At 63.6% G+C, this 19,035-nt stretch carries 17 protein-coding genes; 11 read left to right on the top strand and 6 right to left on the bottom strand.

Annotation, left to right across the window (positions count from 1 at the left end; genetic code table 11):
* Nucleotides 1-16: 16 nt before the first annotated feature.
* The 3 genes from ACQ66J_RS10005 to ACQ66J_RS09995 form a co-directional block, all read right to left on the bottom strand.
* Nucleotides 17-520 (bottom strand): hypothetical protein, encoded by a 504-nt coding sequence (locus ACQ66J_RS10005; RefSeq protein ID WP_430431517.1) that lies wholly within the window; start codon nucleotides 518-520, stop codon nucleotides 17-19.
* A 169-nt stretch (nucleotides 521-689) separates the two neighbouring features.
* A complete protein-coding gene (locus ACQ66J_RS10000; protein WP_430431516.1) occupies nucleotides 690-1,730 on the bottom strand; it encodes a P1 family peptidase in 1,041 nt (346 codons plus the stop codon).
* 151 nt (nucleotides 1,731-1,881) lie between these two features.
* Entirely contained in the window at nucleotides 1,882-4,302 is a 2,421-nt protein-coding gene (locus ACQ66J_RS09995) for a TonB-dependent receptor plug domain-containing protein (RefSeq protein ID WP_430431515.1), read from the bottom strand.
* A 170-nt stretch (nucleotides 4,303-4,472) separates the two neighbouring features.
* Here ACQ66J_RS09995 and ACQ66J_RS09990 point away from each other — a divergent pair, with 170 nt between their 5' ends.
* The gene (locus tag ACQ66J_RS09990) at nucleotides 4,473-5,423 is read left to right on the top strand and encodes a LysR substrate-binding domain-containing protein (RefSeq protein ID WP_430431514.1); all 951 of its coding nucleotides are present in this window, start codon (nucleotides 4,473-4,475) and stop codon (nucleotides 5,421-5,423) included.
* 48 nt (nucleotides 5,424-5,471) lie between these two features.
* Nucleotides 5,472-7,214 carry a gamma-glutamyltransferase gene (gene ggt / locus ACQ66J_RS09985; RefSeq protein ID WP_430431513.1) on the top strand — a complete coding sequence of 581 codons (1,743 nt, stop codon included), beginning with the start codon at nucleotides 5,472-5,474 and terminating at the stop codon, nucleotides 7,212-7,214.
* Nucleotides 7,215-7,271: 57 nt separating this feature from the next.
* Here ggt and ACQ66J_RS09980 read toward each other — a convergent pair whose 3' ends face one another.
* From ACQ66J_RS09980 to ACQ66J_RS09970, 3 genes are read right to left on the bottom strand one after another with little or no spacing between them, the layout of a single operon-like run.
* On the bottom strand, nucleotides 7,272-8,738 hold the full coding sequence (locus tag ACQ66J_RS09980) for an ATP-binding protein (protein WP_430431512.1): 1,467 nt from the start codon (nucleotides 8,736-8,738) through the stop codon (nucleotides 7,272-7,274).
* A gap of 26 nt (nucleotides 8,739-8,764) precedes the next feature.
* Nucleotides 8,765-10,186, bottom strand: coding sequence for a dihydrolipoyl dehydrogenase family protein (locus tag ACQ66J_RS09975; protein WP_430431511.1), 1,422 nt, complete (start codon nucleotides 10,184-10,186; stop codon nucleotides 8,765-8,767).
* Nucleotides 10,183-10,941, bottom strand: coding sequence for a TVP38/TMEM64 family protein (locus ACQ66J_RS09970; RefSeq protein ID WP_430431510.1), 759 nt, complete (start codon nucleotides 10,939-10,941; stop codon nucleotides 10,183-10,185). The genes ACQ66J_RS09975 and ACQ66J_RS09970 overlap by 4 nt, the downstream gene beginning before the upstream one ends.
* 371 nt (nucleotides 10,942-11,312) lie before the next feature.
* On the opposite strand from ACQ66J_RS09970, the gene rpmH reads away from it, so the two are divergent.
* The 9 genes from rpmH (at nucleotide 11,313) to ACQ66J_RS09925 (ending at nucleotide 19,032) form a co-directional block, all read left to right on the top strand.
* Nucleotides 11,313-11,447 carry a 50S ribosomal protein L34 gene (gene rpmH, locus ACQ66J_RS09965; RefSeq protein WP_022701434.1) on the top strand — a complete coding sequence of 45 codons (135 nt, stop codon included), beginning with the start codon at nucleotides 11,313-11,315 and terminating at the stop codon, nucleotides 11,445-11,447.
* Nucleotides 11,448-11,470: 23 nt separating this feature from the next.
* Nucleotides 11,471-11,866 (top strand): ribonuclease P protein component, encoded by a 396-nt coding sequence (rnpA, locus tag ACQ66J_RS09960; protein ID WP_133723932.1) that lies wholly within the window; start codon nucleotides 11,471-11,473, stop codon nucleotides 11,864-11,866.
* Between the two features lie 15 nt (nucleotides 11,867-11,881).
* Nucleotides 11,882-13,903, top strand: a complete 2,022-nt coding sequence (gene yidC / locus ACQ66J_RS09955; RefSeq protein WP_430431509.1) for a membrane protein insertase YidC — start codon at nucleotides 11,882-11,884, stop codon at nucleotides 13,901-13,903.
* Nucleotides 13,904-13,999: 96 nt separating this feature from the next.
* Nucleotides 14,000-14,566, top strand: coding sequence for a ribosome biogenesis GTP-binding protein YihA/YsxC (gene yihA, locus ACQ66J_RS09950; RefSeq protein WP_430431508.1), 567 nt, complete (start codon nucleotides 14,000-14,002; stop codon nucleotides 14,564-14,566).
* Nucleotides 14,567-14,629: 63 nt separating this feature from the next.
* Nucleotides 14,630-15,607 (top strand): DUF1036 domain-containing protein, encoded by a 978-nt coding sequence (locus ACQ66J_RS09945; RefSeq protein ID WP_430431507.1) that lies wholly within the window; start codon nucleotides 14,630-14,632, stop codon nucleotides 15,605-15,607.
* Entirely contained in the window at nucleotides 15,604-16,323 is a 720-nt protein-coding gene (locus tag ACQ66J_RS09940; RefSeq protein ID WP_430431506.1) for a pyrimidine 5'-nucleotidase, read from the top strand. Before ACQ66J_RS09945 ends, ACQ66J_RS09940 begins: the two co-directional genes overlap by 4 nt.
* The gene (gene dapD / locus ACQ66J_RS09935; RefSeq protein ID WP_430431505.1) at nucleotides 16,320-17,150 is read left to right on the top strand and encodes a 2,3,4,5-tetrahydropyridine-2,6-dicarboxylate N-succinyltransferase; all 831 of its coding nucleotides are present in this window, start codon (nucleotides 16,320-16,322) and stop codon (nucleotides 17,148-17,150) included. The genes ACQ66J_RS09940 and dapD overlap by 4 nt, the downstream gene beginning before the upstream one ends.
* A 146-nt stretch (nucleotides 17,151-17,296) precedes the next feature.
* Entirely contained in the window at nucleotides 17,297-18,460 is a 1,164-nt protein-coding gene (gene dapE, locus ACQ66J_RS09930) for a succinyl-diaminopimelate desuccinylase (RefSeq protein ID WP_430431504.1), read from the top strand.
* Complete coding sequence (locus ACQ66J_RS09925; RefSeq protein ID WP_375549919.1) at nucleotides 18,457-19,032, top strand: hypothetical protein; 576 nt, start codon at nucleotides 18,457-18,459, stop codon at nucleotides 19,030-19,032. Before dapE ends, ACQ66J_RS09925 begins: the two co-directional genes overlap by 4 nt.
* The last annotated feature ends 3 nt before the right edge of the window (nucleotides 19,033-19,035 follow it).

Below are 19,035 nucleotides of genomic sequence, written 5' to 3'. Positions count from 1 at the left end.
TCCTTAGGAGGCAGCTTTAGATTTCTTCGACCATCATGGCGAAAGCGGTGGAGAAGCTGACGGAGGCCGAGCTTGCAGCCGCATTGTTCACCACGATGCGCACGGAGGGCTCGCTCTGGACGCCCATGACGCAATTGCCGGCCTGCACGCAGGCCATGTCGGTGGAGACCGTCATCACCCCGGCTGAAGTCGCGGCTTGCACCGCACCGGCGTCTGAGGCTGCGCCCCCGACAAACATGGCGGCGTCAACGCCGCTGACCGATTGGCCAAGCGGGACAAGCTGACCGTTCAAGGTCACGCGGCCCGCGCTGAGCCCGCCCGCCATGGCGCTGTTCAACGCTTCAGCTTCGGCCTGACCGGCCGGGTCATACACGATGGCGACTGTCCGGTCGGAGCCGGACGCACCCTCAAGGAAGCTCAGCGCACGCCCGACGACCGCCAGGTCGCGCTCAGTTGTTTGCGCGGTAGCCGCGCTGCTCAGCAGCAAGGCCAGGCCAGCTGCGCTTAAAATGCGGATCATTCTCACACCCCAACAAAGTATAGTGAACCTATTCATTGCAGGGATGGAGCAAAGCGGTGAACAGCCTCTTAATCGAGTGCTCCCCACACAGGGGAAATGGGGTAAAAACTATTAAAAAACAGACGCATATAATTATGTTTTTTTATTTGGAGAGTTATTGTCGCATTCATCAAGGTCGTGCTTGATGCACCGCACGCGCGATTGAACGCGTTAAGCAATCGGCCGCGAGATTCCCGAGACGCGTCAGTGTGATCGGTCGCGGCGACTCAATTTCTCGTGCACCGCTTGCAAGACCGAACACCACATCGCCATCAACGGGAGCGTGTACCGGCCGAATCGCCCGCGCCAGTCCATCTTGCGCCATGACTGTCAAACGCCGCGTTTCGTCACGGGTCAGGGCCGCGTCCGTCGCCACCACAGCCAGTGTTGTTTGCGTCCGCAGTCCGGGATTGAGTTTGGCGGCGCCCCAGTCTTCAAGATCAGCCAGCTGGCTGACATCCGGACGCCGTCCGCCAAATTCATCGCCGACCTCGAACGGCCAGGCCCAGTACACATCGTCCTGGCCGGGCATGGTGACCGAGCCGAAACAGTTCACGGCGACCAGGGCCGCTACGGTGATTCCATCCTCTCCGCGCCAGCTGGCGGAGCCGACCGCCCCCGGCAAGGTTCCCGCGCTTGCGCCATACCCCGCGCCATGAGCGCCGATCATGACGGGACCGCCCCGATGCGCGTCTTCAAGCGCAGCAAAGCCCAGATCACGATAAGGCGGCGTGCGTCCCCAGTCTTTCCCGCCTCCATTAGCGAGATCATACAAGCAGGCCGCCGGGACGATCGGTGACGCCGGAACGCCCGGCATGTCAAACAGGGCGTATCCGCGACCGCTGTCACCCAGCGCAGCGGTGACCGCATCCGCCGCCGCCAGACCATAGACAGAGCCCCCCGACAGCACGATGGCGTCGACGGTCTCCACAAGCCCGCCCGGGTTCATCACATCGGTCTCACGCGTGCAGGCGCCGCCGCCGCGCACATCGACCGCCGCAGTGAAAGGCTGGTCACAGAGCACGACGCTGACCCCGGTCTTCACGCTGGCGCTTTCGGCCCGCCCCACGCGCAATCCTTGAATGTCGGTGATATCGTTTCGGCTGGCCGGTCCGCCCATGGCGCTGGCTCCTGTCGTAGCGACGCACGCCAGGGTCGGCGCAAGCATCATGAAAGAACGTCGATCCAAATGCGGCACAGGCTCCCCCAGAGCGCTCGGTTCGCAATCTGGACACGGTATCCCAGCTTGCCCGGAAGACCGACAAAAAAAGACCCCCGCCGGAGCGATCCGGCGGGGGTCGATGCTTCACAATCGCATCAGCTTACCAGGCGTAGCGAATACGTCCGTAGACATAACGCCCCGAGAAGCCGAACGGGCTGAACCCCGAGAACGGGAAGATGTCGGAGAACGTCCCCGCCAGATTGGGATCGAGCGACGTGGCGTCAGGGTACTCGTCAAACAGATTGTTCGCGCCGAAGGACACGGTCAGCCCTTCAAACACATCAGCGGAGACTTCCGCGTCCACAATGGTCTTGGGATCCAGCACTTCATCGCCGGAGCCGTCCGCCGCCGAGCCCGGATCGACCGTCTCGCCAAAGCGGGTGGCGCGCAGCACGCCGCCAAAGGCGCCGCGGGTCCAGTTGACCGAGCCGATCAGCTTGTCGTCCGGCTGGCCTTCTTCAAAGCGGGCGATCTCGCGGCGCGCGAACAAGGTGACGCCCGGAAGCACTTCAGAGCTGGGCGCCTGAGTGACTTCGGTCTCGTTGCGATTATAGCCCAGGGTGAAATTGAAATCGCCGTAGCGGTCGGTGTCCACGCCATAGGTCGCGACGATGTCGACGCCCCGCGTTTCAGTCTCGACCCCGTTGATGAAGAAGCGCGCGCGGGTCACCCCGTTGACGCCCGCCGCCTGCAGGAGGCTCTCCACTGTCGCGCCCGAGAGGTTCTCGGACAGGACGATGCGGTTATCGATATCAATGGCGTAAGCATCCACGGTCAGGCTGAACGCGCCTTGAGTGAAGACGACGCCGCCCGAATAGTTCATCGACTCTTCAGCATCGAGCGGCTCACCGCCCAGCGCCGCGGCGACGGCGCTGTCAGCGGGGAAGGTGCCCACTTCAACAGGCGTGGGCGGCGTACCAACAAAGACAGTGGATGTGGAGGTGAAATAGGCCTGCTGCAGCGACGGCGCCCGGAAGCCATTGGAGATCGCCCCACGCAGGGCGACACTCTCGCTCAGCTCATAGCGCGCAGACACCCGGCCCGTTACGGTTTCGCCGAAGTCGGAATAGCTCTCCGCCCGCACAGCGCCTGTCAGCAAGAGCCGATCCGTGACATCGGCTTCCAGGTCGAGATAGACGCCGATGGAATCGCGGTCTTCATCAACCGCATTGCCCGGCTGGAAGCCCGGGAACACTTGGCTGCCGCCGGCTTTGGTGGGATCGCCCGTGATATAGCTGGCTTCCTCACCCGCTTTGATTTCATACCCTTCAAGGCGGTATTCAGCGCCAAACGCCACAGAAAGCGGGCCGGCGAACCCATCAAGATCATAAGAGCGCACGAAATCGAGATTACCGGTGATCTGGTCATAGATCAGTGAACCGGCGTCAAACGATGTCGGGCTGGCCGCCCCCAGAGACGTGTTGAGCGAGTTCTCCACGCCATAGGCCAGCTCGTTGCGGCCATAGCCGAGGGACGCGTCCCAATCCCAGCCGCCAATCACGCCGCGGGCGCCGCCAACCGCGGAGAAATCCTCAATGTCGGTGGTGATCAACGGCAGGAAGCCGTCCGGATAGATCGCCAATACATTGCGGCTGTCCTGAGCGCGGCGATAAAAGCCGGCCGCTTCACCCTCGCGGGTTTGATAGCCCGCCCAGCCGTAAAGCTCGGTGGTCGCGTTGATCGGCAGGCCCGCATTCGCGAAGAAGGAGAACGCTTCCGCATCCGCCAGGCCAAACCGGTGATTGATGCGATCAAAGGTCTGCTCACGCGGATCCAACCCGCCGCCGGACAGGCTGGGATATTGCTGGCGCGGATCGGGACCGGCCCGGTTGGTGGGCGCGCGATCAAGATATTCCGCCGACAAGGTCAGGAACCCGTCTGCGCCCAGCGGCAGCCCCACCCAACCGGACAGGTTGACGGTTTCGCCGTCGCTGGCTGTGCGCTCGCCGGTGGTCAGCGGGATGTCGGTGGCGTAGCGGCCATAAGTGGCGCTGACCTGTCCGCCTTCGCTGGCCTCACGCAATTGAACATCGATCACGCCGGCGATGGCGTCCGAGCCATATTGCGCCGAAGCGCCGTCGCGCAGCACCTGCACCTGACCGATCGCGGCGGTCGGGATGGTGTTGAGGTCCACAGCGGCGGAGCCGCGCCCGACGGAACCGCCCAGATTGACCAGAGCGGAGGCATGACGGCGGCGCGAATTCACCAGCACCAGCGTCTGGTCCGGCCCCAGGCCGCGCAAGGTCGCCGGGCGCACATGGTCGGTGCCGTCGGTGATCGAGGGGCTGGGAAAGTTGAACGAGGGCAAGGTGTAAGCAAGCGCCGCGTTGAGCTCGGTGATGCCGGTGTTTTCTAGCGCGCTGACATCGACAACATCGACGGGAGCGGTGGTTTGAAGCGCGGTCCGACCCTCGGACCGGGTTCCCACCACCACGATGGTGTCTTCGGTATCAGCGGATTGTGCGTAAGCCGTCGCAGCCGTCAGTGCAGCTAATGATACGGCGCCCAAAATCTTCTTCATTGTGTCACACCCTTTTGCTCAAAAGACACAAAACCAGTGCACCCCTCAATGCACGCACGACTTCGTCATAATTTATACCTGCTATATCAAATGGCAGATTTCCATACGACGATATGTCGAGCGAAACGCTGAACGATGTCGCAGCGCAACACAATTGAGCAACACTGAAGATGGATTTAGAAAATCTAACCCCTAGCCATTCACCGCCCTTGCCGCTCAACGCCTTGAGAGCGTTTGAGTGCGTCGCCCGTCATGGCAGCGTGACCCAGGCGGCTGCGGAATTGGGGGTGACAAGCGGCGCGGTGTCTCAACAGATCCGGCTGCTAGAAGAGCTGATCGGAACGAAACTCACGGTGCGCGCCGGGCGCGGCATGGCGCTGACCGCTCAGGGACGCGCCACAGCCGAAATGGTCCATGACGCATTTCAGCGACTGCGCGAAGCCAGCATCCGGTTGAGCGCGCATCATGACCCCGGACTGATCCGGCTGGGCGCGCCCGGAGCGTTCGCCGCCCGCTGGCTGTCCTCGCGCATCAACCGCTTTGAAGCCGAACATCGCGACTACCGTGTGCAATTGGTCACCGATCCTGCGCCCGAAAGCCTGCACCGGTTCCAGCTGGACCTTGAAATCCGCTTCTCGGATACGCCCCCGACCGGCGTGCAGTCGCTGGAATTGTTGAGCGAAAGCCTGACGCCTGCGGTCTCCCCGGCGCTTCTGGGATCCAAGCCCGATCTCGTGAACTGGCGCACCGCCGTTGAGACCTTGCCGCTGGTCCATCATGAACGCACGGGCGGCGAACCGGTAGGGCCCAGCTGGGCGCAATGGCTGGCCCAACGCGGCGTGAAACGCACCGACACGCTGAGCGGTGACCGCTATAATCGCCACGACCATGTGCTGGAGGCCGCCGCCCACCAGCGCGGCCTGGTGCTGGCGCGACGCAGCCTGGCGGAACCCGATATCGCCGCCGGTCGACTGGTGTTCTTGATCGGCTCTGGCGTGACCCCACTTGGCTGGGGATATCATATCGTCTGGCCGGAAGGCCGGGCGCTTCATAGCGCTGCTCGGCGATTGAAAGATGACTTGATGGACGAGGCCCGTCCGTTTGAAACTCCCGGCCTGTAAACCGGCCCAGACGCGAAACCGGCCTCCAAAGGGCTGTGAAAGGACTCCATGACCCGCTTCACCCTGCTGACCGCCGCCTCCGCCTTTGCTCTGATGGGCTGCAATGCGCCGTCTGACACCGAGGCCGCGCCCGCACCGGAAACACAGGCGCCAGCCGCCGCGGCGCCAGCCTCAGGCATGGTCGCCGCCGCAAACCAGGACGCGGTCGAAGCCGGGCTCGCCGCCCTGCGCGCCGGAGGAGACGCGGTCGACGCCGCGATCGCGGTTCAGACCGTGCTCAGCCTTGTGGAACCGCAAAGTTCCGGCATTGGCGGCGGCGCCTTCATGGTCCATTACGAGGCGGATACGGGCGAGGTCAGCGTCTATAATGGTCGTGAGCGCGCGCCGATGAGCGCAGACGAAGACCTGTTCATCAATCCCGAAACCGGCTCGCCTTATCCTTATGTGCAAGCTTGGCGCTCAGGTCTGTCCACGGGCGCGCCCGGCGCCATCGCCATGCTGCACATGGCCCATTCAGACCATGGCGCGCTGGACTGGGCGGAGAATTTCACGTTCGCCATCAACCTCGCCGACCAAGGGTTCGAGGTCGCCCCGCGCCTGAGCAATATTTCCCAGCGCATGGCCGGTTTCACGGACATGGAAGAGTCTGGCGCGGCCGCGAGCTATCTGTTTGACGCCAATGGCGAGGCTTGGCCGGTCGGTCATGTGCTGACCAATCCCGACTATGCCGACAGCCTGCGCCTGATCGCGCAGGACTGGCGCAATTTCTATGAAGGCGATCTCGCCCAGGCCATCGTCGCCACCGTCAATGAAGCGCCGCGCCCCGGTTATCTGACCGAAGACGACCTGGCGAACTATGAGCCTGAAAAGGTCAGCGCGTTGTGCTCGCCCTATCGCAGCTATCAGATCTGCTCGGCCCCGCCGCCCGCCTCGGGCGGCATCGCGGTCGGCGCCATTCTGGGCATGCTTGAAACCTTCGACATGAGCGCGCACGGCCCCGAAACGCCGGACGGCTGGGCGTTGTTTATCGAGGCCAGCCGCCTCGCCTATGCCGATCGCGATCATTATGTGGGCGATACGGCGTTTGTGGACGTGCCGGTCGAGGGACTTCTGGATCGCGACTATCTCGCGGCGCGCGCCGGGCTGATTGATCCGGCCCAGGCCATTCCCGCCGTCACCCACGGCACGCCGCCGGGCGCCGACGAGCAGCCCGAAGACGCCACGAACGACCAGCCGGGCACCAGCCATTTCGTGATCATGGACGCAGATGGCGATGTGGTCTCGATGACCACCACGGTGGAAAGCCCGTTCGGCTCGGGCCGCATGGTGGGCGGCTTCTTCCTCAACAATCAGCTGACCGACTTCTCCTTTGTGGCGCGTGACGAGGACGGCCGGTTGCGGCCTAACGCCGTCCAGCCGGGCAAGCGCCCGCGCTCGTCCATGTCGCCCACCATTGTGCTCGATTCAGACGGCGCGTTCGAACTGGCCACCGGGTCGCCGGGCGGTAATTCGATCATCGCCTACACGGCCAAATCCCTGGTGGGCATGCTCGACTGGGGTTTGAACCCTGCAGACGCCGCCGCCCTGCCCAATGTGGTCGCGCGTGGCGATACGGTGAATATCGAAGAGGGCTTTGATGAGACCCTGATGGCCGAACTGCGCGCCCGCGGCTTCACCATCCAAGGCGGACGCGGGGAGAATTCCGGCATCCATATCATCCGCGCGCTGGAAGACGGCACGCTGATCGGCGCCGCTGATCCGCGCCGCGACGGCATCGCCGCCCAACCCTGAGCGCTGACACAAACCTCAAGATGAAAAGGGTCGCGCAGTGCGCGGCCCTTTTTGTGTCTAGCCACCCATGGCCGGAAGGCGCACTTCAAACACGGCGCCGGGTTCGGAGCGGGTCTTGAGATAGACATCGCCACCCATGACCCGCGCCAGCTCGCGCACGATAGACAGACCGAGTCCGGACCCGCCCTTGGACCCCGTCCGTCCGAACGGCTCAAACAGGGTTTCTGCAATCCGGTCCGGCACGCCTGGCCCGGCATCACAGACCTCGACCAGAACATGCTCGCCCTCCCGAGACAGGCGCGCGCGGACCTGGATTAGAGGCGAGTCAGATTTCTCCATGGCCTGCAACGCATTGCGAAACAGGTTGAGGAAAATGCGGTGCAGATGGTCCGGATCCGCCTGGACCTGCAGACTCTCTTCGATTTCATTGCGCCAGTCCGCTGCGCCCGTGGCTGCAAAGGCGTCGCCCGCCGCGTCATCCAGCGCCGCGCGCAGCCAGACCGGTTGCAGCTCAGGCGGACGCTCTTCTGAGCGGCCATATTGCAGCGTGTCCTCGCACAGCCGGATGCCGCGATCGACCGCGCGGACCAGGCGCGCGCCCATGGCCGCCACCCGGTCATCGGCGTTCGTGGCCAAGCGGTCGGAGATCAGCTGAGCGCTGGTCAGCACATTTCGCAAATCGTGATTGATGCGGGCCACCGCCCCGCCCAGCGCCGCCAGACGTTCACGCTGACGAAAAGCGGTGCGCACTTCGTCCTGCATCGCCGCCAGCGCGCTTTCCGCTTCGCCGATCTCGTCAGAGCGATGCGACACCGACACCGTGCAAGCGGGATTGCCGGGGTCTTGCTGGAACTGGGTCATCGCCTGGGCCAGCTTGCGCATGGGCCGCACGAACATGAACATCAGGCACAGATAGATCAGACCGCCCGTCATCATCGCGATGAAGATCGACAGCCAGAGCACCCGCCCCGAATACTCCAGAAGATCAGCCTTCAGACCCGCTTCCGGCACCACCACGCTGACCAGACCCACATCGCCCGCCATGGGTTCGTCGATGATCAGCAGATACCGCCCTTCCGGCGCCAGAAACACACCGATGGTGTTGAAAATGCGCTCAAAGAGGTTTTCCTCCGCCAGCATCACCTCCCTCACCGGCGCCGCGCCGATGCCGCCGGGGCGCGCCAGCAAGGGCACGTTCATGCCGTCATACACCCGGCCGACGATCACCGCGTCCGCGCTGGTGAGAAGATTGGCGATCATCTCATCGCCCAGCCCCATTTCATCCGCGGTCTCAACGGCGAGGGAGGCGAGATAGGCGTCATCGGTGCGCTCGATCAGCCAATCCGAGCGGTAATTGGCGGCGGAGGGGAAGAAGATCAGGATTTCCGCCAGCATCACAAAGCCGATGGACAGGCCCAGCAATTTGCCCGGCATGGACAGGACCGCCTTGCGCACGGCCTTGATCGCCTGGATCGCAGCGGCCTGGCGCGCGGCGCCGTGCTGGTTGTTGACCCTGATCTCCACGCCGCCTCCCCAGCCGGTTTCGAGCTTTAGTGAAAGGCGCTGAGCACGCGGGCGAGCAGTTTCGCCATCGCGCCGAACACCACCGGTTCATAATAGGATCCCGCCGCACGCTTGAAGATTTCGCCGCGGGTCGGGTATGGCGCCACCGGGCTGGTGAGATCGCGCACCGTGCCGCCGCGCGCCATCACGCCGCCTGCAATCTGGATCAGATCATCAGCGCGGGCGCCGGCCGCATGCGCGCCCAGCACCTTGCCGCCCTTGCCCAGGATCAGCTTGACGCCGCCGCGCACATCGGATTCGGCGATGGCGCGGTCGTTATCGTCAAACCCCCAGCTCGCGATTTTGATTGTATCGCCATGCTCGGCCCGCGCCTGCGCTTCGGTCAATCCGACCTGGGCGATGGGCGGATCGGTATAGACCGCGCCAGGAATGGGCTGAGAGGACTGGGCGGTGCTGAGGCCATAATAGAGATTGCGCAAGATCACGCTGCCATGCCAGCCCGCCAGATGCGTGAGCCCGCCCTTGCCCGCGATGTCGCCCGCCGCCAGCACGCGCTTGTTCGAGGTGCGCAGACGATCGTCGCAGACAATGCCGCGCGCATCGGTTTCAACACCGGCGGCCTCCAGATTGAGCCCGTCGAGCACCGGCTTGCGACCCGTCGCGACCAGGATATGGCTGCCAGTGACGCTCTGGCCGTCAGACAGGTTCACCGTGACGCCCTTATCGTCATGGCTGACCTTTGTGGCGCTGAGGCCTGCATGCAGGGTGACTTCGTCGCTCATCAGGGCGTCGGTCACCAAAGCCGCGTGTTCGGGTTCGAACCGGGCCAGCGGAACCCCCGCCTCGATGATCGTGACGTCAGAGCCCAGACGCCGGAACGCCTGTCCAAGCTCTGCGCCGATCGGCCCTGCGCCCAGAACGATCAGATGCGCGGGCAAGGTCTCGAGCGACCAGATGGTTTCATTGGTCAGATAGGGCGCGCCGGACAGGCCCTCGATCGGCGGAATGAAAGCGCGCGTGCCGGTGGCGACGACGATGCGTTTGGCTTTCACTTCGACGCTGTCTGAAACGAGGGTGTCCTCGTTTTCAAAGCGCGCGTATTCGCGCACCACTTTGACGCCGAAGCCTTCAAACCGCTCCTGGCTGTCATTGGGTTCGATGGTGGTGATGGCGGTCTGGATCGTCTCGCGCACCTTCGCGAAATCCACGCTGGGTTCGCCGACGCTGATTCCATACTTCGACGCTTCACGTATGGCGTGGACCTTGTGTGCAGCGGTCAGGATCGCCTTGGACGGCACGCAGCCGTAATTGAGGCAGTCGCCGCCCATCTCGCCCGCTTCAAACAATACGACCTTGCGGCCCAGCTGCGCGGCGCCCGAGGCGGTGACGAGACCCGCCGCGCCTGCGCCGATAATGGCGAGATCGGCCTTGATGCGTTCGCGGCTCATGCGGCGTCTCCCTTGGACTGGGTCATCCGGCGATAGACCACCGGCAGCACCGCCAGAACGGCGAACGCCACCATGGCGAAAATCAGTTCAGGCGTCAGAAGCGACCCGAAGGACGGCACCCCGGTGTCCGCGGCCCGTTTGATGGTCGCGCCGACCGTCGCATACACATAGGCGCCGGGAATGACGCCCACCAGCGTGCCCAGCGCATAGGCGCGCACGGGAACGTTGAGCAAAGCGGTGGCGATATTGATGCCGAAGAAGGGCAAGACCGGAATCAGGCGCAAGATCACAACATAGGTGAAGGCGTCGCGTGAGAACCCGTCCTGCAGCTTCTTCACATAGCCGGGAAATTTCTCTCGCACCCAGTCTGCGAAGGCGTATCGGGCGGCGAGGAAGATGATCGTCGCGCCTGCGGTCGCCCCGAATACGGCGACGCCGGTGCCCAGATAGGGGCCGAACAGGAAGCCTGACCCGATGGTGAACCACAGCGCGCCCGGCACCGAAATGGCGACTGCAAGCGCGTAGAAAATCAGGTACGCTGCAAGCGCCAGCATCAGGTTCTCCTGAACCCAGCCGTCCACGCTGCGCAAAACGCCCTGTGCGCGCTCCGCATCCAGATATTGCGGCCCGCCCAGAGCAAAAAAGGCGACCAGACCCGCAATCAGAACGACCAGCGGCGCCAACCGACGCCAGAGCGGCTTGGCGGGCTTCGCCGCAGTCGGCGCGGCTTCAGAGGTGTGCGACTCAGTTTCCATGGGGAAACCCCTTTTCTCATCTCAGCTGTGAGACCGCATATAGACTGACGTGTCGAGTAGGGGAAAACCACATCCCCATGAGCAAGCATCACCTTGGTGTGAAAGTTTATTTCAAAATCACGCGCTTATGGCGCCCTGTCTGTATTTCTACGGGGTGAGGCAAGGCGATAGCGTGCGTCCTTTGAATGCGTCCGCACTGAAAGTGCGCTGACAATGTGCGCACAGGCACGATAAATATGCTAAAACAACAGCACATGGCCGCCCTCAAAGGCGGTGGGGCGCTTGACTCAAGGTCCTACCTCCCGTATCCACCGCGGCTCGAATTTTGAAGCGCCGGGGGCCCGGCCGCTGATCCCAATGGGAGCCGAACCGTGAAACGTACATTCCAGCCGTCCAATCTGGTCCGCAAGCGCCGCCACGGCTTCCGTGCCCGCGCCGCCACCAAAGCCGGTCGTCAGGTTCTGGCGCGTCGCCGCGCCAAGGGCCGCAAGCGTCTGTCCGCCTAATTCAGGCGACAGTCGACACGACGATGTATCCAGATCGCGCCGCACGGATCACCGAGCGGCGCGATTTTTTACGCGCGCGTGACGCGCCGCGGATCGCCAGGCCGTCTGTTGTCATTCAGATGCTTGCGCGCAAGGATGACCCTGACGGGCTGACCCGCGCGGGGTTCACCGCGACCAAGAAAATCGGCAACGCCGTGGCGCGCAATCGCGCCAAGCGCCGGTTGCGCGCAGCAGCGCGCCTGTTACTGCCCCTCCACGGGCGGCCCGGAACCGACTATGTGTTCATTGCGCGCGCTCAAACGGCGAACCGGTCCTGGCCGGCCTTGCTTGACGATGTCAAAGCCGCGTTGATAAGCCTCGCGCGGCGTGAGCGTGGATCGACGGGCGATCTGCGGGATCACACGCCCTCAAAGACGTAAGGGATCGTTCCTCCCATGGGTGAGAACCGCAACTTCCTGCTCGCAGCCGTCATCGCGATCGGCATCCTGCTGCTGTATCAGGTGTTCGTGCTGGATCCGATGGCGCGCGACCGGGAGGCCGCTGAAGCGGCCAGAGTCGCCAGCCAGGCTGAAACCACAAACCCCGATGACGCGCCCCAGGCCGAGCCCAGCGCGTTTGCGCCCGGCAGCGGCGAGAACGGTCTCAGCCGGGAAGACGCGCTGGCCCGCTCCCAGCGCATCGAAATCCGCACCGAGGCGGTGTCTGGCTCGCTCTCGCTCTCCGGCGCGCGACTCGATGACCTGCAATTGCTGCGCTACGACACCGAAGTGGATTCCGGCGAGCCTGTCACAGTACTAAGCCCGGAAGGCTTTGACGGGTATCAGTTCGCCGCCTCCGGCTGGCTGGGCGACGCCAATGCGCCCCAGGGTCTTCCGGGCCTGAGCACGCAGTGGAGCCTGGCTGAAGGCGATGTGCTGACGCCGGACACCCCCGTGGTCCTCGAACACCAGGCGGGCGACCTGACCTTCCGCCGCACCATCTCTGTGGACGATAATTACCTGTTCACCGTGTCTGACCGAGTCGTGAACAACGGCTCCGCCGCCGTGTCGCTGCGTCCGTATTCGCTGGTGCGCCAGCATGGGGTGCCGCAAGATCTTCAGAATTTCTTCGTTCTGCATGAAGGGGCTGTCGGCGTCGTGGACGGCACGCACTTCTCGCGCAAGTTCAAGAAATGGGAAGATGAAGGCCTGATCGAGCGCTCCGGCCCTGGCGGCTGGATGGGCATCACCTCCAAATACTGGCTCGCCGCCGTCGCCCCGCAGGACCAGGGCAATGTGCGCGCCCAGTTCCGCGTCGTCTCACGCCCTGACCGTCCCGTCTTTGAAGCCAATTATCTCAGCGATGCGCAGACCCTCGCGCCGGGCGCCAGCCTGGAAGCGTCGAGCTATGTGTTCGCCGGCGCCAAAGCGCAGCCCATCCTGGCCGCCTATGAAAACGAGCTGGGCATAGACCGGCTGACCATGGCCATCGACTGGGGCATGTTCTGGTTCATGACCCGGCCCTTCTTCGCCGCCCTGCACTTCTTCTACGGGCTTCTGGGCAATTACGGCCTGGCGATCATGGTCGTGACCTTGTTGATCAAGCTGGTGCTGTTCCCGCTGAACAACCGCGCCTTCGCGTCCATGGCCAAGATGCGCTCCGCCGCGCCGAAGATGAAAGAAATCCGCGAGCGCCATAAAGACGACCCGCAGGCCCAGCAAAAGGCCATGATGGAGCTCTATCGCAAGGAGCGGATCAATCCGGTGGCGGGCTGTCTGCCCATCCTGCCGCAAATTCCGATCTTCTTCGCGCTTTACAAGACGGTGTTCATCTCGCTGGACGCGCGTCATGCGCCCTTCTTTGGCTGGATCCAGGACATGTCGGCGCCCGATCCGACCATGTTCGGCAATCTGTTTGGCCTGTTGCCCTACGATCCGTCCGGCATACCGCTGATCGGTCAGATTCTGGCGATCGGCATCTGGCCGCTGCTGATGGGTGTGACCATGTGGGCGCAGCAATCGCTAAACCCGCCGCCGCCGGACAAGATCCAGCGCCAGATCTTCGCCTTCATGCCGATCATCTTCACCATCATCATGGCGCCCTTCCCGGCGGCCCTGATCATCTACTGGTCGTGGAACAACACGCTGACCATCGCCCAGCAATACCTCATCATGCGCCGTCAGGGCGTGGTGACCGAGCTGGACCGCAACTTCTTCAAGGTCCGCGCCAAGCTGACCGGCTCGGCCGTACCCGCCAAATATCAAGGTGAGGACACCCCGACCGCCACCAATCAGGTGATCGAGGGCAAGGTTGAAGAAGCGGTCGGAGAGCTGGCCGAGGACGCCAACGCCGACGCTGCGATCACAGACGGCGAAACCCCGGCCAACCCCGAGACGCCGGCCAAGCCCGCAACCCCGGGTCGCCGGGTCAGCTCCAACCCCGCGGCCAAAAAGCCGCGCGGCGGCAAGAAGAAATAGGAGGCGGCCCTGACCGAGCCCTCTCCAGACGCCCAGGCTGAAAATGCGGCCCGCCTTGCAGCGGGCCGCAAGCTGTTCTCCGGTGAGATCGACTTCATGCTGGGCGTGGTGTCCTTGGACACGCTGCCGGACTCAGACGTGCCCGAAATTGCGTTTGCAGGCCGCTCGAATGTGGGCAAATCCTCGCTGATCAACGCCCTGACCGGCCGCAAACAGCTCGCCCGCGCCTCGACCGAACCGGGCCGGACGCGGGAGCTGAACTTCTTTGACATGCAAGGCCGGCTGCGGATCGTCGACCTGCCGGGTTATGGCTTCGCCAAAGCTCCCAAGGAGGTCGCTGCGCGCTGGACGCGCCTGACGCAGAACTATCTGCGCGGACGGGTCAATCTCAAGCGGGTCTTCTTGCTGATCGACTCCCGGCACGGCATCAAGCCCTCTGACGAAGCGATCATGAAGGTTCTTGATAGCGCCGCCGTAGTGTACCAGATCGTTCTGACCAAGACTGACAAGCTCAAGCCCAATGAAGCGCAAAAGCGCCTTGAGGAGACCTCGCAGAAAATCGCCCGGCGGCCTGCCGCCTTCCCGGTGATTTCCGCGACTTCAAGCGCCAAACGCGACGGGCTGGACGAGCTGCGCGGGGAAATCTCCACCCTGGCTCTGTAGCGGACCGGGGCCACGCCCTATTATGTAAGTGAAACGGGCGTGTGGAGCGACGGGAGCCTTGAGATGCTGAACCGGATCATTCTGGCCCTGGTGATGGTGTTGGGCCTGGGCGGCGCCGCCCAGGCGGGCCAAGTCTGCAATGAGACCAGCTTCATGGTGGAGGCCGCCAAGGCCTGGCGCACGCCGACCGGGCTGGCGGTGGAAGGCTGGGCGCGGATCGCGCCGGGCGGCTGCGCCGAGATCGGCCCGGCCACCGACACCGAGCAGTATCTCTATGCGCGCACGACCCGCGCCTATCTGGGCGGCGTGCGCGAATGGCGCGGCAGCCTGGACATCTGCGTGGATGAGGCGGATTTCTCGTTCGAAGGCGTCGCTGATTGCGACTTGCTGGGGCTTGAAACCCGAAAATTCCGGCAATTGAGCGACGCGGAACGCGAGAGCGCCGTGCTGGTTGAGGTCGCCGATTTTGGCGACCGGGCCGAAGAAGCGGGGCTCCAGCGCCTTTTGCAATCCGCCGGATACGACATCAATGTCATTGATGGATATGCCGGACGCCGCACCCGCCGTCAGGTCACAGCCTTTGAATCAGATCTGGGCCGCAGCTTTGGCGCAGAGCGGAGCGAGCTGATCGAAGCACTGCATCAGCGAGCGCTGGAACGCAATTCCGGACTGGGACTTCAGGTCTGTAACGACGCCAATCTGCCGGTCGGGGTCGCGGTGGCGCGGGCGGTTGGAGACGGGTTTGAAACCCGCGGCTGGTGGCGCATTGCGCCGGGCGGCTGCGCCCAGACGCTGTCCGCCCAACTGACCGGAGACGAAACCTATATCTACGCCCAGCTGATCGACGGCGACGCGCTGCGCCCGCTGGCGTCCGGCACGGAAGCGTTTTGCATCACGCCCGCGCGGTTCACCAGCCAGGCGCGCGGGGAGTGTGAGACGTCCGGCTTTCAACCCGCTTTGTTCCGCGCCGCGCCCGCCGCAGAGAATGGCGGCAGCCTGATGCGGCTTGATCTTGATGACTTTGAGGAACCCCTTCCGTGATCCAAACCCCTGACCTGCACCATGTGGACACCTGGGTGTTCGATCTGGATGAAACGCTCTACCCCGCCGACGCGGCGGTGATGAGCCAAGTGATCGAGAAGATGACGGACTGGGTGCAGCGCGAATTCTCGATGACGCGCGAAGAAGCCCACGCCCTGCAGCAGCACTATTACACCACCCACGGCACCACGCTGAACGGGCTGCTCGTCAACAATCAGGTGCGCGATCTCGCCGCGTTTCTCGATTTTGTTCACGACGTGGATCACTCCGTGATCACGCCCGACCCTGAACTGGCCGACCATGTGGCCGCGCTTGACGGTCGACGCATCGTCTACACCAACGGCTCGCGCAAGCATGCCGAGAAGGTCATCGACCGTCTGGGGCTCAACGGCCTGTTTGAAGACCTTTATGATATCGAGGCCGCAGACTTTACGCCCAAACCGCACCGCGCCGGATTTGAGCGCTTCACCGGGCATTTCTCGATCACGCCGACAAGCACGGTGATGTTTGAGGATTCCGTCAAAAACCTGCAAACCGCTCATGAGATCGGCTTCACCACGGTTCTGGTGCACCCGCCGGTCGAAGCGCTGGCGGATGGCGCGACGCCGGAACCGCTGATCCATCCCGATCATATTCACTACGCCGTGGACTGCCTGCGCACCTTTCTGGGCGACTGGCATGGTGCTGCGGACACAGCAAAGAAGACGACGCCATGAATCCTGATGCGCTGAAATCGGTTATCGACGCCGCCTGGGACATCCGCGACCAGCTCACCCCCCAGACCCAGGGCGAGATCCGCGATGCGGTCAATACCGCCCTCAACCAGCTCGACAGCGGCGAAGCCCGCGTCGCCAGCAAGGGCGAAAACGGCGACTGGGTGGTGCATGAATGGCTGAAGAAGGCGGTTCTTCTGTCTTTCCGCCTCAACCCCAACCGGATCATTCCCGGCGGCGCTGATCATGGCCCGTGGTGGGACAAGGTCGCCTCGAAATTTGAAGGCTGGGACGCCGCCGAGTTTGAACGCGCCGGCTTTCGCGCCGTACCGCCCGCCGCCGTGCGCCGCGGCGCCTTCATCGGCAAGGGCGTGGTGCTGATGCCGTCCTACGTCAATATCGGCGCCTATGTGGATGAAGGCACCATGGTGGACACCTGGGCCACCGTCGGCTCCTGCGCCCAGATCGGCAAGAATGTGCATATCTCCGGCGGCGCCGGCATTGGCGGCGTTCTCGAGCCGCTGCAGGCTAATCCGGTGATCATCGAGGACAATTGCTTCATCGGCGCCCGCGCCGAGGTCGCCGAGGGCGTGATCGTACGCGAGGGTGCGGTGCTGGCCATGGGCGTCTATCTCAGCGGCTCCACCAAGATCATCGACCGGGCGACCGGCGAGATGTTCCGCGGCGAGGTCCCGCCCTATGCCGTGGTGGTGCCGGGCAATCTGCCGGGCGAAGACGGCAAGCCGGGGCTGTACTGCGCCGTCATCGTCAAACGCGTGGACGCCCAGACCCGCGCCAAAACCTCGATCAACGCGCTGCTGCGCGAATAGGGTTTAGCGCTTCCTCCCCTCTCCCCCTTGAACAAGGGGGAGAGGTTGGGTGAGGGGGTGCGCTGGACCGGGGTTTCAACACTTGGAACTCACCTCAGACAGACTTCCCCATGGCAAGCGCGGTGAAAACGCCCTAAATCTGCGCCATGCTTGATCTGTCTTCGCTTTCCGACCCTATCCCGCTCGCTCGCCGCCTGATCCAGGCGCCGTCCGTGACCCCCAAGGACGCAGGCGCGCTCGACGTGTTGTCAGAGGCGCTTGAAGCGCTCGGCTTCGTCTGCCAGCGGTTCAAGTTTGAAGAGGTCGATAATCTCTACGCAAGGCTCGGAAGCGCCGCGCCGGTGTTCTGCTTTGCGGGCCATACCGATGTCGTGCCAGCGGGCGATGACGCCGCCTGGAGCCGCGGTCCGTTCGAAGCGGAAATCGCCGATGACGTTCTGTGGGGGCGCGGCGCCGCAGACATGAAAGGCGCCATCGCCGCCATGGTCGCGGGCGTCGCCCGGCACCTGCAAAGCCAGGGCGCGCCTGCAGGCTCAGTCGCCTTTCTGATCACGGGCGATGAAGAAGGCCCGGCGATCAACGGCACCAAGAAACTGCTCAAGGCGATCACCGACAAAGGTGAACAGCTCGACCATTGCCTGGTCGGCGAGCCGACCAATCCGCATGTGCTGGGCGATACGATCAAGGTGGGCCGTCGCGGCTCGCTGAACGGGGTGATCACCGTCACGGGTCAGCAAGGCCATGTGGCCTACCCCGAAAAAGCCGAGAACCCGATCCCGGTCCTGATCGATCTGTTGAACCGGCTGACCACGCGCACGCTCGATGAGGGCGCGCCGCATTTTCAGCCGTCAAACCTTGAAGTCACGACCATGGATGTGGGCAACGCCCCCCATAATGTGATCCCGGCCAAGGCGAGCGCAAAGTTCAATATCCGGTTCAACACCGCCCAGTCCGGTGATGATCTGAAACAGTGGATACGCGAAGAAGCCGCCGCCGCCGAAACCGGCACATTCTGCGAGATTGATCTCGATCTCACCGTCACCGGCGATGCGTTTCTGACCAAGACCGGCCCGTTCACCAGCTTGCTCCGTGACGCGGTCAAGGCCTATACGGGGCGCGAACCGGCCCTGACCACGGGCGGCGGCACGTCCGACGCCCGCTTCATCAAGGATTACTGCCCGGTGGCCGAATTTGGCCTGGTGGGCGAAACCATGCACCAGGTGGATGAGCGCGTGCCCGTCAGCGATGTGACCGGGCTCGCCGCGATCTACGCAGACGTGCTCGACCGGTATTTCAAGACGTTTCCATGATGAACCAAGCCCTCAAGGATATGCGCGCGGGCGTCGACGGCGTGTTTGCGCTGTTGATGTTCAAACCCGACTGGCGCAAGCATTTCGACATGAGCGTGACCGGCGTCGGCCGGTCCTTCATCGGCGTTTTTCTGGGTCTGCCCGCCTTTATCTTCCTGATCTACGGCATCAATTACTTCATCGCCGATAACGCCAGCTATTTCGAAGCAGACGCGAGCTATTCGCTTTTGGACGCGATGCTGAGCTGGGCGCGATTCTGGCTGGTCTTCCCAGTGGTCGCCATGGGCATGGTGATCGTACTTGGGGTGAAGGACCGATACGCCAGCTGGCTTGTGACCCATAACTGGACCGTCTTGCTGCTGGTGCATGTTCAGGCGCTGATGCTGGCGCTCTACCCGGCCGGGCTGGCGGACGCCGGCGCCATGGGGCAAGTCACCTCGCTTTATAATTTCGTGCGTCTGTTCGTGCACTGGCGCGTGGCGCATGGCGCTTTGGGTCTGCCGCCCCTGCTGGCGGCGGCGGCGGCAGGCGTGCCTTTGATCATCGACTGGATGATCATGACCGTGACCTGAGGC

Origin of the sequence: Oceanicaulis sp., assembly GCF_965284345.1 — a bacterium.
In the GTDB taxonomy this organism is placed as follows: domain Bacteria; phylum Pseudomonadota; class Alphaproteobacteria; order Caulobacterales; family Maricaulaceae; genus Oceanicaulis; species Oceanicaulis alexandrii_A.
Note: the sequence above shows the minus strand (reverse complement) of the source record. Positions and strands in the feature narration are given on the sequence as shown.